Consider the following 13757-nt stretch of genomic DNA (forward strand, 5'->3'; position numbering starts at 1 on the left):
GACCTGTTGTTTGATTTGGCCTTGTTGCATCGGCGTCGAAGCTGGTTTACCGGTTTTGCGGCCCAGCGCAAGTTGCGGGGATGTGATGGAGAATTGTTGTTGGGTGCGCTGAAATTCAAGTCGTTCTTTGCGCCCGCCCCGGTGGGCGTGGCCTCGCTGCTGGTCGTGGTATCAGCGCTTTCCGCCTGCAATTCCTCCAAGATGTTCGGCGACCTCCATCCAAGCGAGACGCTGACGAAAGGCTACGTCATCGACCAGCAGGCGATCGATTCGGTGCCGGTCGGGTCGAGTCGCGAACAGGTGCTTCTGGCGCTGGGCACGCCATCGACGACGGCGACCTTCGACAACGAGGCCTTCTACTACATCTCGCAAACGCGCAAGCGCTACGTCGCCTTCGACAACCCCCGCATCGTCGACCAGCATGTGCTGGCGGTCTATTTCGGCGCCGACGGCCGCGTCACTCAGATCGCCAATTACGGCCTCAAGGACGGCAAGATCTTCGACTTCATCTCGAGGACGACGCCGACCGGCGGCAAGGACCAGAACTTCCTCAGCCAGATCATCAGCGGCGCGAGCAAGCTGGCGCCCGGCATTCCCGGCGGCGGCAGCGGCGGCACGCCCTGAGTTTACCCTTCCGGTCGATCTGCTGCAGCTCAAAACAGAACCCGTGAGGTCGCTCTCACGGGTTTTTGTTTGGCCATGGCCCGGCTTAGCTTGCCAGCTCGATAGTAAAATCCTATCAAGCCGACCGGGTTCGGGGGAACTTGAAATGATCGGCGACGAGCGCGCAGAACCGGAAGGTTGGATGGCCACGGGCACACCCGACCAGCCAACCGTAACGTCCGACTGGCTTGCGATCGACCCTCCGGCAATCGAGGGCGTCGGGATCAAGGAAATCAGATCCGTCGCGACGTCCAACGGCTACCTGACAGAGATCTTTCGCGAGGAATGGGCGCTCGACCAGTCGCCGGTCGGGCAAGTGTTCCAACGCACGATGTATCCGGGCGCCGTGACGGGCTGGCACGCGCATGCCGTGACCCTAGACCGTTTGTTCTGCTGCGCCGGCAGCGTGCGAATATCGCTTTTCGATGGGCGCAAGGCCTCGCCCAGTTTCGGCACGGTCTGGCACAAGATCATCGGCGCCTTGCGCCCGGCAATCGTCACCATTCCGCCCGGTGTCTGGCACGGCGTGGTCGCGCTCGGACCGGAGTCGGCGTTGCTGCTCAACCTCGTCGACAAGGCCTACGCCTATGACGCGCCCGATCATTGGCGGCTGCCACCCGATACGCAACAGATCCCCTACAAGCTGGTATAGCGTGGAACCGGCCGGCCCCCGCGCGTCAATCGGACGGCTCGAACCGTTGGTTTCGGTCGTCATCGCGACGCATAATCGCCCGGCGGCGCTGCGCCAGGCGCTGAAGAGCCTCCTGGCCCAGACGATGCCGAACTGGGAGGCGATCGTCATCGGCGACGCGTGTCGGGCGGACACCGCCGCAGTAGTCGCCGCATTCGAAGACGCCCGCATCTCCTATGTCGATCTTCCGGTGAATTTCGGCGAGCAGTCGGGGCCTAACAATATCGGCTTTGCCCGCGCCAGCGGACGCTTCATTGCCATCTTGAACCATGACGATCTCTGGTTTCCCGACCATCTGGCGTCCATGTGCGGCTGGATCGACGCCACCAGCGCCGATGTGGTCCTCGCACGGGGCGCGGCCGTCGTATCGGCCGAGAGCAAAGGCTCCAAGCACACCCTTCTCGGAAAGGGGCGCGGCGGCTTCTATGATCCCGTCATCACGGTGGGATACGGTTCGACGCAAATGATCCGGCGGAGCTCGCTGCCAAGGCTCGGGCCGTGGCGTCCGGCAAGCCAGTGCGTCTGCGAGAGTTCCCAGGACTGGCTATTTCGCGCCTGGCGCAAGGGCGCGCGGATCGCGACGATGCCGCATCTGACGGTGCTTATGCTGCATTCGGGCGCGCGCGAAGGCAGCTATGTCCACGACGCAGCCTGGGAGCAGGAAGAATTGCTGGAAGCAATGAGCGCGCCGGACGCACTGCGCGTCAGGATTCTCGGCAACGCCGAGGAACCTGCCCTGCCAAGCCGCTCCCGTTACCTCAGACGCAGGCTGCTGGCTGCCCTCGGCATGCATCCGCGAGCGCGTTCCTTCCGTCGCCATTATCGCCGCGGAACGCTCGTTGCCATGCTGCGCCAGACACGCGGCTTGCCGCCAATGCCCGAGCGAGAACCAGACGCCGACGAATTGCTGGCCCGCTATCGCCATGGCAGCGAAAGGCGGGAAGCCGACTGAGTGGCCGCCGGGACGCGGAATGCATGACGTCATGCCGAAAAGCAAAGCCCGCGGGATCGCTCCCGCGGGCTTTGTCCTGCAATCTCCGCCGCGATCAGCCGTGCGCGAGCACGGCGAGCAGAAGCAGCGCGACGATGTTGGTGATCTTGATCGCCGGGTTGACGGCCGGGCCGGCGGTGTCCTTGTAGGGATCGCCGACGGTGTCGCCGGTGACCGAGGCCTTGTGCGCCTCGGAACCCTTCAGGTGCTTGACGCCGGCCTTGTCGGTGAAGCCGTCCTCGAACGACTTTTTGGCGTTGTCCCAGGCGCCGCCGCCGGAGGTCATCGAGATGGCAACGAAGAGGCCATTGACGATGACGCCGAGCAGCGAGGCGCCGAGCGCCGCGAAGGCCGAAGCCTTCGAGCCCGAGATCAGGAACACGCCGAAATAGACGACGAGCGGCGCCAACACCGGCAGAAGCGAGGGGATGATCATTTCCCGGATCGCCGCCCTGGTCAGGATGTCGACCGCGCGTGCATAATTCGGCTTCGAGGTACCGGCCATGATGCCCTTGTCCTCGCGGAACTGCTTGCGCACTTCCTCGACGATGGAGCCCGCGGCGCGGCCGACGGCGGTCATCGCGATGCCGCCGAAAAGATAAGGGATCAGGCCGCCGAAGATGAGGCCGGCGACGACATATGGATTGGACAGGTCGAAGGAGATCTCGCCCATGCCCTGGAAGTAGGGGTACTTGTCGCCATTGGCGGCGAAGAACCTGAGGTCGTTCGAGTAGGCCGCGAACAGCACCAGCGCGCCAAGGCCGGCTGAGCCGATGGCATAGCCCTTGGTCACCGCCTTGGTGGTATTGCCGACCGCGTCGAGCGCGTCGGTGGAGTGGCGCACTTCCTTGGGCAGGCCGGCCATTTCGGCAATGCCGCCGGCATTGTCGGTGACCGGGCCGAAGGCATCGAGCGCAACGATCATGCCGGCAAGGCCGAGCATGGTGGTGACGGCGATCGCGGTGCCGAACAGGCCGCCGAGCTGGTAGGTGGCGATGATGCCGCCGACGATGACGATGGCGGGCAGCGCCGTCGATTCCAGCGAGACCGCAAGGCCCTGGATCACGTTGGTGCCGTGGCCGGTGACCGACGCCTGGGCGATCGAGTTCACCGGGCGCTTGTTGGTGCCGGTGTAGTATTCGGTGATCACCACGATCAAACCGGTCACCAGCAGACCGATCAGGCCGCAGATGAACAGGTTCTTGCCGGTGATGGCGACGCCGGCAACGGTGCCGACCTCGCCCCAGCCGACCGTGGCGGAGGTGGYGGCGGCAAGACCGACGATCGATAGCAGGCCGGTGACGATCAGGCCCTTGTAGAGAGCGCCCATGATCGAGCCGTTGGAGCCCAGCTTGACGAAGAAGGTGCCGACGATCGAGGTCAGGATGCAGGCGCCGCAGATGGCGAGCGGATAGAGCATGGCCGCGCCGAGAGCCGCGGTGCCACCGAAGAAGATGGCGGCCAGAACCATGGTGGCGACGACCGTCACCGCATAGGTCTCGAACAGGTCGGCGGCCATGCCGGCGCAATCGCCGACATTGTCGCCGACGTTGTCGGCGATGGTGGCCGGGTTGCGTGGATCGTCCTCGGGAATACCGGCCTCTACCTTGCCGACGAGGTCGCCGCCGACATCCGCACCCTTGGTGAAGATGCCGCCGCCGAGACGGGCGAAGATCGAGATCAGCGACGCGCCAAAGCCGAGCGAGACCAGCGAGTCGATGACGACGCGATCATTCGGCTGCAGGCCCATCGGGCCGGTGAGGATGGCGTAGTAGATCGAGACGCCGAGCAGCGCCAGGCCCGCGACCAGCAGGCCGGTGATGGCCCCGGACTTGAAGGCGATGTCGAGGCCGGCGGCAAGGCTGTTCGATGCGGCCTGCGCGGTGCGAACATTGGCGCGCACCGAGACATGCATGCCGATGAAGCCGGCGGCGCCCGAAAGCACGGCGCCGATCAGGAAACCGATCGCGGAGGTGATGGAGAGCAGCCACCAGGCGAGCAGGAGCACGACGATGCCGACGACGGCGATGGTGGTGTACTGGCGCGCCAGATAGGCCTGAGCGCCTTCGCGGATGGCCGCGGAGATTTCCTGCATGCGCTGATTGCCCTGATCGGACGCAAGGACCGAACGTGTCGCCCAGATGGCGTAAAGGACTGAAAGCAAGCCGCAGGCGATGACGGCGGTAATGATGGTCATTGCCGGATTTTCCTCGATTGTTGGCCCAAAAGAACCCCTCCCTGGGCCGTTGGAACGGAGATGCATGCCGCGCACGGAATCCACCCCTTGGCTGGGGTGTATGCGAAACAAGGCTTGGAACGTCAAGATATTGTTCGGTTTTTGCCCGGCTTTCGCCCAAAAGAAGAAGGCAGTAAACGTTGTGCCAGCACGGGCCTGGAATTAGATCGATTGAAATGACGCGAGGGCACCTTCGCGCAATCCGCCGACCTAGCGCTATTCGGCGCCCTGCCCCATGCGCCGCGCGGCGTAGCGCTCGATCGCCGAGAGGCCGTCATAGATCAGCACCGCGAGCGCGGCGACGATCAGGCCGCCCTGCAGAACGAAGGCAAGATTATTCGAGATAAGGCCCGCGATGATCACCTCGCCCAGCGTCTTGGCGGCAACCGTCGAGCCGATGGTGGCGGTGGCCAGGCTGATGACCACGGAAAGCCGGATGCCGCCGAGGATCACCGGGGCGCTCAACGGCAGCTCGACCTTCATCAGCCTTTGCCAGCCGGTCATGCCGGCGCCGCGCGCCGCCTCCATGACGTTGCCGGGCAGCGTGGTGAGCGCCGTCAGCGCGTTCTCGAAGATCGGCAGCAGGCCGTAAAGGAAAAGCGCGATCAGCGTCGGCTTCTCGCCGAAGCCGACGGCGGGCACGGCAAGCGCCAGCACGGCAACCGGCGGGAACGTCTGACCGATATTGACCAGGCTGCGCGACAAGGGCAGGAACTCGGCGCCGGCCGGCCTGGTAACCAGGATGGCTAAAGCCACCGCGACGATCGTCGCCGCCACGGTCGCGACCAGCACGGTGCGCAGATGCTGCAGGGTCAGCGTCAGCAGGCTGCCCTGGTTGTAGATCGCCGGCGCGCCATTCTCGGTCAGCGGCTTCAGCAGCGGCTCGAACCAACCGGGGCTGGTGATGAAGACCACCAGCAACGCCAGGACGGCCAGCCTCAGCAGCGCGGGCAGCCAGGCTTTCATTGCGGCCTCGCCGCGCGTTTCACCAAGCCTTCGACGGTGACACGGCCTAGCGGCTTGCCGTCGGCGTCCTTCACCGGCAGCGCGGGGCGCCCGGACCATAATAATTCGGCCAGCGCGTCACGCTGCGTGGCGTCACCTGGGATCGCCTYGCCTTCGGCGCCGCCCGGCTCCACGGCATCGCGCACAGGCCCGAGCGACAGCAGCCGGAACGGCTTTTCGCTGGCGCCGACCAGCGTCTCGACGAAATCGCTTGCCGGCCTCGCCAGGATCTCCGCCGGTTTTGCGTATTGCACCAGCTTGCCGGCATCCATGACGGCGATCTTGTCGCCCAGATGCACGGCCTCTTCCATGTCGTGGGTGACGAGAATGATGGTGGTGCCGAAACGCTTCTGGATCGCCAGCAGATCCTCCTGCGCCTTGGTGCGGATGATCGGGTCGAGCGCGCCGAAGGGCTCGTCCATCAAAAGCACGTTTGGCTCGGCGGCCAGAGCGCGGGCGACGCCTACACGCTGCTGCTGGCCGCCGGAAAGCTCGTGCGGGTAACGCGGGCCGTAGGCCTGCGGGTCGAGCTGGTAGAGTGTCATCAGCTCGTCGACACGCGCCTTGATGCGATCCCTGTCCCAGCCGAGCAGCAGCGGCACGGTGGCGATGTTCTGCGCCACCGTGCGGTGTGGAAACAGGCCATGGCCTTGAATGGCGTAGCCGATGCTGCGGCGCAGCTGATAGCCAGGCACGGAGCGGTTGTCGGCGCCGTCGAGCCTGACGACGCCCGAGGTCGGCTCGACCAGCCGGTTGATCATCCTGAGCAGCGTCGTCTTGCCGGATCCCGACGTGCCGACGATGGTGGCGATGGTCCGGGGCTCGATGACCATCGAAACATTATCGACCACCGTCGTTGCGTCGTAGCGCTTGGTGATGCCCTCTATCTCGATCATGCCGTCTCAACCCTGCGCTTGGTGGCTGTCATCTCGATCACCGCATCAAGGATGATCGCCGCGGCAAAGGCCAGCGCCACGGTGGGCAGCGCGCCGAGCAGCACCAGATCCATCGCCGTCTGGCCGACACCCTGGAAGACGAACACGCCGAAGCCGCCGCCGCCGATCAGCGCCGCGATGGTGGCGAGCCCGATATTCTGCACCAGCACGATGCGGATGCCGGTCAGGATCACCGGAAAGGCGAGCGGAAACTCGACGTCGAGCAGGCGCTGGCGGTCGGTCATGCCCATRCCACGCGCGGCGTCGTTGGCCGCGCGGGGTACACCAGCCAGCCCGACCACGGTGTTGGCCACCACCGGCAGCAGCGAATAGAGGAAGAGCGCCACAAAGGCGGGCGCGGTTCCGATGCCCCTGATGCCGATAGCGGCGGCGCCTGGCACATGCAGGGCGACCCAGCCGAGCGGAGCGATCAGCAGGCCGAAGAGCGCGATCGAAGGAATAGTCTGGATGATGTTGAGCACATTGAGCACTCCTGCCCGCAGCGTCTCGACGCGATGGCAAAGGACGCCGAGGGGTATGCCGACGATCACCGCGCCGACCAGCGAGCCGAGCGCCAGCGTGACGTGCTTGGAGGCTTCGGCCCAGAAGCTGTCGGCGCGGCTGGCATATTCCTTGAGGATGGAGAGACTGTCCCAAAGGCCCGACACAAGCAGCGCGGCGATGGCCAGAGCGGCAATCATCAAGACCCCCACGCGAGACCAGGGCGACAGGTTCAGCCGAGTCAGCACATCGGCCAGCAGCAGCGTGAAGGCAAAGATCAGCAGCCAGAAACCGGAGGCCGGGGCGATGCGGGCGAACGTGTTGCCGTCGGGCGTCAGGAAAGCACCGGCGACGCCGATCAGGATCGCAAGAGCGACCAGCGCGACGATGCTGGCGGCCAGCCTGATGATGAGCGGTGTCTTCAGCAGAGCAATGATGCCGCCCACGATCACGATCGCCAGCAGCAGCATACCAAGCGTCGGCGGCAACGCTTCGAGGATCGAACGCGCTTGCCCCGGCACGATACGGTTGGCGCGGAACGTGGCGAACGGGGCGAAGAGCGCCGCGTAGGCGACGATCGCGGCGATGACGATGCCGAGCTTGTCGAAACGAAGGGTCATTGCTTACCCCCTGCGGCTTTGGCGATTGGCGAAAGCCTACGGGACAGCCAATCTCCCCTTGCGGGGGAGATCAGCAGTTCCGCCAACCGCACCTCTCCGACTCGCGTTTATTATGCCGCGATCTACTTCAGGAACCCGTTCTTCTTCAAAAAGTCCTCGGCCACCCCCTTCGCAGGCTCACCACCCAATTGCACGCGCCCATTGAGCTCCTGCAGCGTAGTAAGGTCGAGCTTGGCGAACACCGGCTTCAGCAGCGTCTCGATCTCGGGATGTTCCTTCAGCACCTTCTCGCGGATGATCGGTGCCGGCTGGTAGACCGGCTGCACGTTCTTGTCGTCCTGGAGAACGACAAGGCCGGAGGGCTGGATGCCGCCATCGGTGCCGTAAACCATGGCGGCGTTGGCGCCGTTGGTCTGGTTGGCCGCGRCCGCGATGGTCGCCGCGGTGTCGCCACCGGAGAGCGTGATCAGCTGGTCGGGCTTCAGTGTGAAGCCGTAGGTTGTCTGGAAGGCCGGAAGGGCCGCCGCCGAATTGACGAACTCGGCGGAAGCCGCCAGCACCACTTTGCCGCCGCCGGCGACATATTTGCCGAAGTCCGTCAGCGTGACGAGCTTGTTCTCGTCGGCCACCTCCTTGYGCAGCGCGATCGCCCAGGTGTTGTTGGCCGGCGACGGCGACAGCCAGACGATCTTGTTGGCGTCGTAGTCGAGCTTCTTGGCGGTCTCGTAAGCCTTGGCGGCATCCTTCCAGACCGGATCGTCGGCCTTCTGGAAGAAGAAGGCCGCGTTGCCGGTATATTCGGGGTAGATGTCGATCTCGCCAGCGGTGATCGCCTTGCGCACCACGGGTGTCGCGCCGAGCTGGATGCGGTCGGTGGTCTTGATGTTGTTGGCGTTGAGCACGAGCTGAATGATGTTGCCCAACACACCGCCTTCGGTATCGATCTTCGAGGAGACAACCACCTGGGCGCTGGCCGAGGCAGTGGCAAGGCCGAGCGCGATGGCTGCTACGGCGAGCTTTCCGATTGAAAACATTGTGAAATCCCTTGCTGTGAACCGATTGATCGGTGGCTGCATATGAGCACGGCTATAACGGGCAGTCGGGGTACACGGTTTCATAACTCGGGGGACAGGCGCAATAATTTTGTTCGATCCGACAAAAGCGCTGTTCAACCCGACATAGCGCAATGCCGACCTAAGGCCGGGTGGCGGCCTGCCCTGTTCTGGGGAATACTAGAAAGGCGGGTCGGCGGCCAAAACAGGAGTGTGTCATGGCCAAGCACAAAGTCGGCTACCTTATCGGCAGCCTCGCCAAGGGCTCCATCAACCGCAAGCTTGCGAAGGCCCTCGTCAGACTGGCGCCGCCCGAACTTGAAATGACGGAAATCTCTTTCAAGGACCTGCCGCTCTACAGCTACGACTATGACGCAGCCTTCCCACCCGTCGCCCTGGAGTTCAAGAAAGCCATCGCGTCGGTCCAGGCGGTGCTTTTCGTCACGCCGGAGTACAACCGATCGATCCCCGGCGGCCTGAAGAATGCGATCGACTGGGCCAGTCGCCCCTACGGCAAGAACTCCTTTGCCCGCAAGCCGACCGCCGTCATCGGAACGTCGCCGGGCGCGATCGCTACCGCCGTCGCCCAGCAGAGCCTGCGCAGCGTGCTTAGCTTCTGCAACGCTCCCCAGATGAATTCGCCCGAAGCCTACATTCAGTTCACTCCGGGGCTGATCACCGACGATGGCGAGGTGACCGTGGCGTCAACAGAGACATTCCTGCGCAACTACATGCAGGAGTTCCACATGTTCATCGCGCGGGTCCTGCAGGTGCTCCCGCCGGATGCATGACGCTGGCCTCGTTTTCAGGCAGGTCAGGCAGGTTGTTCAAGTGGCCGGAAGAGCGGGTCGGGCGCCCCTTCAAGGTTTGGGAGCGCCCACAAGCTTCAACGTGCCGAGCGCCACAAAGCAGAGCGCGACGACCGGAAAGACAATCCAGTTCAGCATGGTCCAGCCCCAGGCATTGTAGATCGCGCCCGACATCAGCGAGGAGAATGCGACGGAGCCGAACAGGACGAAGTCGTGGAAGCCCTGGACCTTGCTCTTCTCGGAGGGCCGGTAGCTGGCGGCGACCATTGCGGTTGCGCCGATGAAACCGAAATTCCAGCCGAGCCCGAGCAGGATCAAGGCGGTCCAGAACTGCCACAGCGCCAGCCCGGAAAGCGCGACGACGGCGCAGCCGATCAACAGGATAAGGCCAGTGGCGACGATGCGCTCGGCGCCGAAGCGGTGGATCAGCGTGCCGGTGAAGAAGCTCGGCCCGAACATGGCCATGACGTGCCAGGAGATACCCAGCGTGGCATCGTCTTCCGACAAGCCGCAGCCTACCATCGCGAGCGGCGCGCCGGTCATGACGAAGCTCATCAGCGCATAGCTGCCGACGGTGCAGAAAAGTGCTGCGACAAAACGCGGTTGGGTGACGATTTCAGCCAACGGTCGGGCATCGCTTGTGTCCGTTTCGGTCACGGCGTTTGCATGTGGGGAAACGCGCAGGAACGACAGGACGAGCGCGCCGACCGCCGCCAGGGGCAGGATCGAGGCGAACGATCCCGCGAACATGACGGGGGCCAGCAATTCGCGGGTGTAGATGACGATCTGCGGCCCGAGGATGGCGGTGATGATGCCGCCCGCCAGCACGAACGAGATGGCGCGTGCCTTGAATTCGGGCGGCGCGTTGTCGGCGGCGGCGAAACGGAACTGCTGGACGAAGGCGCCGCCGACGCCGATGACGCAGAGGCCGAAGGCGAACAGCCAGAAGCTCCCGTGGAAGAGCGCGAGGGTGGCGATCAGGCCGCCGAATGCGGTGACCACGGTGCCGGTCGTGAAGCCGCCGCGATGGCCGAGGCTGCGGATGATGGCGGCAGCCGGCAAAGCGCCTAGCGCCACGCCGAGATTGAATCCGGTGATCGGCGCCGTCGCCAACGACTTGTCGGGACCGAGCAAGTATTGACCGGCAAGCGCGCCGAGCGAAATGGCGATCGGCGCGGCCGAGCCGACGATCGCCTGCGCGGCGGCAAGCAAGACGGCGGTGCGGCGCCCTTCCCTTCCGGCCTCGACGATCGCCGCAGTCGCGGTTGTCACGAGGCGTCCTTGCCACGTCCCTCGCCGCGTACCCGGCGCGAGACACGATCCAGCACGGCGTTCACCAGCTTCGGCTCGTCTTCCTCGTAGAACGCCTTGGCGATGTCGACATATTCGGAGACGATGACGGCGACCGGCACGTCCTCGCGCTTCATCAGTTCATAGACGCCGGCACGCAGGATGGCGCGCAGCGTCGAATCCAGCCGCGACAGCGGCCAGTCCTCGGTCAGGGCCTGGCGGATGACGGGATCGATGGTCTTCTGGTTCTCGACGACGCCGGTCAGGATGGCGCGGAACCATTGCGCGTCGGCCTCGCGATAGAGCGCGCCATCGACTTCCTTGCCGAGGCGGAAGGTCTCGTATTCGGCCGTGATCTCGAAGACGCCGCTACCGGCCACATCCATCTGATAGAGCGCCTGGACGGCGGCAAGACGGGCGGCGCCGCGCTTGTTGGCGTGGCGCACCGATCCGGTCGAGGCGGGCTCGGTCACGATTGGGCTCCGAATTTCTCTTTGAGCGCGATCATGGTCAGCGCCGCGCGCGCGGCGAAGCCACCCTTGTCGCCTTCTGTCTTTCGCGCACGCGTCCATGCCTGCGCGTCGTTCTCCGTGGTCAGGATGCCGTTGCCGACCGCGATCGCCTCCTGCACCGACAAGTCCATTAGCGCACGGCTCGATTCATTGGCGACGATGTCAAAATGATAGGTGTCGCCGCGGACGATGGTGCCCAACGCGACGAAGCCGTCATAATGCGTGCCGCCTTCGGCCGCGCCATCGAGCGCGAAGGTGATGACGGCCGGTATTTCAAGCGAACCGGGAACCGTCACCACGTCATAGGTGGCGCCGGCCTCATCGAGCGCGCCGGTCGCGCCTTCGAGCAGGGCGTCGGCGAGATCGTCGTGAAAGCGCGCTTCGACAATGAGCAGATGCGCCTTCGCCTTCGGGCGAATGAACGCTTTGCCGTGTTGGGATGTGCCAGCCATAAAAGTCTCCGGGGGGGGTTGCCGGTGACTTAGGCCGAAGCCGGGTTGATCGCAAGCGGAAGATTGCTGCAGTCAGACGCCAGTAGCCTGGCGATAGCGACGCACCGTGTCCCTCAGACGGTCGTTCACCGGCCGCGGATTGGTCAGCGCTTCAACGAATACCTTGCGATCGTCGACCGACAGATTGAGGCCGGGCGCGTCCTCGACGTGGAGCTTTTCTCGCCGAGCGGAGCCAATTTCGTCCTTGGTCATCACAGCCCCTCTTTCGCCGCCTCCGCCAGGCGCGCCGCGTAGCGGGCCATGGTGTCGATCTCGATGTTGACGCGGTCGCCCGCCCGGCGCTCGCCCCAGGTGGTAACGGTCAGCGAGTGATGGATGAGCAGCACGTCGAAGCGGGTGCCTTCGACCTTGTTGACGGTGAGTGAGGTGCCGTCGAGCGCGACCGACCCCTTGGGCGCGATGAACTTCGCCAGGTGGCGCGGCGCTTCGAGGGTGAAGCGCACGGCATCCCCCTCCTCCTTGCGCTCGACGATCTCGGCGGTGCCGTCGACATGGCCGGAGACGATGTGGCCGCCGAGCTCGTCGCCGATCTTCAGCGCCCGTTCGAGGTTGATACGGGTACCGGATTTCCAGCTCGAAGCCGTGGTCAGCCTCAGCGCTTCCTCCCAGGCCTCGACCTCGAACCAGCGCGCGTTCGAGCCTTGCTCGGGAAGCGCGGTCACGGTGAGGCAGACGCCACCACAGGAAATCGAAGCGCCAATCGCGATGGTGTCAGGATCATAGGCGGTGTCGATGCGCAGGCCGATGCCTTCAGCGAGCGGCTTCACAGCGGCTACCGTGCCAACGTCGGTGACGATGCCAGTAAACATTACAGACCCCTTACCCACTCGGCGTAAGCGTCCTCGCCGAAGCGCATGTCACGCAATTTGCGAAATCCAGCCGGGATATGGTCGGCGTCGATGGGCGATGCAATACCGTCCTCACCGATGGCGTCCGGGCCTTGGAAGAGGACAATGCGGTCGACAAGATTTTCATCGAGGAAGGCCTTGGCCACCTGGGCGCCGCCTTCGACCAAAACGCTTGCCATGCCTAGCGCGGCAAGGTCTTCCAGCAATTCCGGCAAAGCGACGACGCCGTCATGGGTTTCGGTGCCGATGAAGCGCACGCCGGCACGTTCGAGCGCCGCCCGCCGATGCGGGTCGGCTTCCAGGCAAGCGGCGACATAGAGCGGCACGCGGTCGACTCCGGAAACCAGCTTGGACGTCTCCGGCAACCGGATCTGCCGATCGAGGATGATACGCGCCGGCGAGCGGTTCTCCAGTCCCGGCAGGCGCACGGTCAGCGCCGGATCGTCCTCGAGCGCCGTGCCGATGCCGACCAGGATGGCGTCAGACTCGGCGCGCATCAGATAGACGTCGCGTCGCGCGATCTCGCCGGTGATGGCGACCTGGCCGGCGCCCTTGCGGCCGATCTTGCCGTCGCTGGAAAGCGCAAGCTTCAGAGTTACTTCGGGGCGTTTTTTCAGAGAGCGAGTCAGATAGCCGGCCATCTGCTCGGCAGCCTCGGCCGCCAGCACCTTCTCCACCACCTCGACGCCGGCAGCGCGCAGGATGGCGTAGCCCTGGCCGGAGACGCGTGGATCGGGATCGCTCGCCGCACCCACCACCCGCGCTATGCCGGCATTGACCAGCGCATTGGCGCAAGGCGGCGTGCGGCCGTGATGGGCGCAAGGCTCCAGCGTGACATAGGCAGTGGCGCCACGGGCCAGTTCGCCAGCCTCGGTCAGCGCCTCGGTCTCGGCGTGCGGGCGGCCGCCGACTGCCGTCACGCCGGTGCCGACGATCATCGGCCCGGCGCCGTCGTCGCGCACGATGATGGTGCCGACGGAAGGGTTGGTCGAGGTGCGGCCGGCATTGCGGCGCGACAGCCTGATGGCCGCGGCCATGAAACGGCGGTCAACGGCCGCCTGCGCGGCCTCGTCCAGTCGCGGTCCCGCCATG

At 64.9% G+C, this 13757-nt stretch carries 15 protein-coding genes; 4 read left to right on the forward strand and 11 right to left on the reverse strand.

Annotated features, from left to right (window positions below; genetic code table 11):
• The first annotated feature begins 99 nt into the window (after nucleotides 1-99).
• The 3 genes from LCM4577_RS32130 (at nucleotide 100) to LCM4577_RS32140 (ending at nucleotide 2306) form a co-directional block, all read left to right on the forward strand.
• Nucleotides 100-624 (forward strand): outer membrane protein assembly factor BamE, encoded by a 525-nt coding sequence (locus LCM4577_RS32130; protein ID WP_040983250.1) that lies wholly within the window; start codon nucleotides 100-102, stop codon nucleotides 622-624.
• Nucleotides 625-769: 145 nt separating this feature from the next.
• Nucleotides 770-1315, forward strand: coding sequence for a dTDP-4-dehydrorhamnose 3,5-epimerase family protein (locus LCM4577_RS32135; RefSeq protein WP_083354923.1), 546 nt, complete (start codon nucleotides 770-772; stop codon nucleotides 1313-1315).
• A gap of 1 nt (nucleotide 1316) precedes the next feature.
• Nucleotides 1317-2306 carry a glycosyltransferase family 2 protein gene (locus LCM4577_RS32140; protein ID WP_071033277.1) on the forward strand — a complete coding sequence of 330 codons (990 nt, stop codon included), beginning with the start codon at nucleotides 1317-1319 and terminating at the stop codon, nucleotides 2304-2306.
• A 94-nt stretch (nucleotides 2307-2400) separates the two neighbouring features.
• Here LCM4577_RS32140 and LCM4577_RS32145 read toward each other — a convergent pair whose 3' ends face one another.
• The 5 genes from LCM4577_RS32145 to LCM4577_RS32165 all read right to left on the reverse strand — a co-directional run bounded on the left by LCM4577_RS32145 (nucleotide 2401) and on the right by LCM4577_RS32165 (nucleotide 8676).
• Nucleotides 2401-4542 carry a sodium-translocating pyrophosphatase gene (locus LCM4577_RS32145; protein WP_071074744.1) on the reverse strand — a complete coding sequence of 714 codons (2142 nt, stop codon included), beginning with the start codon at nucleotides 4540-4542 and terminating at the stop codon, nucleotides 2401-2403.
• Nucleotides 4543-4797: 255 nt separating this feature from the next.
• Nucleotides 4798-5547 carry an ABC transporter permease gene (locus LCM4577_RS32150; protein WP_040983254.1) on the reverse strand — a complete coding sequence of 250 codons (750 nt, stop codon included), beginning with the start codon at nucleotides 5545-5547 and terminating at the stop codon, nucleotides 4798-4800.
• On the reverse strand, nucleotides 5544-6482 hold the full coding sequence (locus LCM4577_RS32155; RefSeq protein ID WP_071074745.1) for an ABC transporter ATP-binding protein: 939 nt from the start codon (nucleotides 6480-6482) through the stop codon (nucleotides 5544-5546). The genes LCM4577_RS32150 and LCM4577_RS32155 overlap by 4 nt, the downstream gene beginning before the upstream one ends.
• Nucleotides 6479-7642, reverse strand: coding sequence for an ABC transporter permease (locus tag LCM4577_RS32160; protein WP_071033274.1), 1164 nt, complete (start codon nucleotides 7640-7642; stop codon nucleotides 6479-6481). Before LCM4577_RS32160 ends, LCM4577_RS32155 begins: the two co-directional genes overlap by 4 nt.
• Before the next feature lie 122 nt (nucleotides 7643-7764).
• A complete protein-coding gene (locus tag LCM4577_RS32165) occupies nucleotides 7765-8676 on the reverse strand; it encodes an ABC transporter substrate-binding protein (protein WP_071074746.1) in 912 nt (303 codons plus the stop codon).
• A 236-nt stretch (nucleotides 8677-8912) separates the two neighbouring features.
• Here LCM4577_RS32165 and LCM4577_RS32170 point away from each other — a divergent pair, with 236 nt between their 5' ends.
• Entirely contained in the window at nucleotides 8913-9485 is a 573-nt protein-coding gene (locus tag LCM4577_RS32170) for an NADPH-dependent FMN reductase (RefSeq protein WP_040983262.1), read from the forward strand.
• Between the two features lie 69 nt (nucleotides 9486-9554).
• Here LCM4577_RS32170 and LCM4577_RS32175 read toward each other — a convergent pair whose 3' ends face one another.
• The 6 genes from LCM4577_RS32175 to ribD form a co-directional block, all read right to left on the reverse strand.
• Nucleotides 9555-10775 carry an MFS transporter gene (locus LCM4577_RS32175; protein WP_071033273.1) on the reverse strand — a complete coding sequence of 407 codons (1221 nt, stop codon included), beginning with the start codon at nucleotides 10773-10775 and terminating at the stop codon, nucleotides 9555-9557.
• Nucleotides 10772-11266 (reverse strand): transcription antitermination factor NusB, encoded by a 495-nt coding sequence (gene nusB, locus LCM4577_RS32180; protein ID WP_040983266.1) that lies wholly within the window; start codon nucleotides 11264-11266, stop codon nucleotides 10772-10774. The genes LCM4577_RS32175 and nusB overlap by 4 nt, the downstream gene beginning before the upstream one ends.
• The gene (ribH, locus tag LCM4577_RS32185; RefSeq protein ID WP_040983268.1) at nucleotides 11263-11757 is read right to left on the reverse strand and encodes a 6,7-dimethyl-8-ribityllumazine synthase; all 495 of its coding nucleotides are present in this window, start codon (nucleotides 11755-11757) and stop codon (nucleotides 11263-11265) included. The genes nusB and ribH overlap by 4 nt, the downstream gene beginning before the upstream one ends.
• Nucleotides 11758-11829: 72 nt before the next feature.
• Nucleotides 11830-12009 carry a DUF1778 domain-containing protein gene (locus LCM4577_RS32190; protein WP_040983270.1) on the reverse strand — a complete coding sequence of 60 codons (180 nt, stop codon included), beginning with the start codon at nucleotides 12007-12009 and terminating at the stop codon, nucleotides 11830-11832.
• Complete coding sequence (locus LCM4577_RS32195) at nucleotides 12009-12626, reverse strand: riboflavin synthase (RefSeq protein ID WP_040983272.1); 618 nt, start codon at nucleotides 12624-12626, stop codon at nucleotides 12009-12011. Before LCM4577_RS32195 ends, LCM4577_RS32190 begins: the two co-directional genes overlap by 1 nt.
• Nucleotides 12626-13756: a bifunctional diaminohydroxyphosphoribosylaminopyrimidine deaminase/5-amino-6-(5-phosphoribosylamino)uracil reductase RibD gene (gene ribD / locus LCM4577_RS32200; protein WP_041006418.1), complete on the reverse strand. Its 1131-nt coding sequence runs from the start codon at nucleotides 13754-13756 to the stop codon at nucleotides 12626-12628. The genes LCM4577_RS32195 and ribD overlap by 1 nt, the downstream gene beginning before the upstream one ends.
• Nucleotide 13757: the final 1 nt, after the last annotated feature.

This window comes from Mesorhizobium sp. LCM 4577, from assembly GCF_001854795.2.
GTDB classification, from domain to species: Bacteria; Pseudomonadota; Alphaproteobacteria; order Rhizobiales; family Rhizobiaceae; genus Mesorhizobium; species Mesorhizobium plurifarium.

Coding starts and splice junctions, on each gene's coding strand:
- LCM4577_RS32195 (WP_040983272.1), bottom strand. CDS start 12,626: ATGTTTACTGGCATCGTCACCGACGTTGGCACGGTAGCCGCTGTGAAG.
- LCM4577_RS32170 (WP_040983262.1), top strand. CDS start 8,913: ATGGCCAAGCACAAAGTCGGCTACCTTATCGGCAGCCTCGCCAAGGGC.
- LCM4577_RS32190 (WP_040983270.1), bottom strand. CDS start 12,009: ATGACCAAGGACGAAATTGGCTCCGCTCGGCGAGAAAAGCTCCACGTC.
- ribH (WP_040983268.1), bottom strand. CDS start 11,757: ATGGCTGGCACATCCCAACACGGCAAAGCGTTCATTCGCCCGAAGGCG.
- ribD (WP_041006418.1), bottom strand. CDS start 13,756: ATGGCGGGACCGCGACTGGACGAGGCCGCGCAGGCGGCCGTTGACCGC.
- LCM4577_RS32135 (WP_083354923.1), top strand. CDS start 770: ATGATCGGCGACGAGCGCGCAGAACCGGAAGGTTGGATGGCCACGGGC.
- LCM4577_RS32150 (WP_040983254.1), bottom strand. CDS start 5,547: ATGAAAGCCTGGCTGCCCGCGCTGCTGAGGCTGGCCGTCCTGGCGTTG.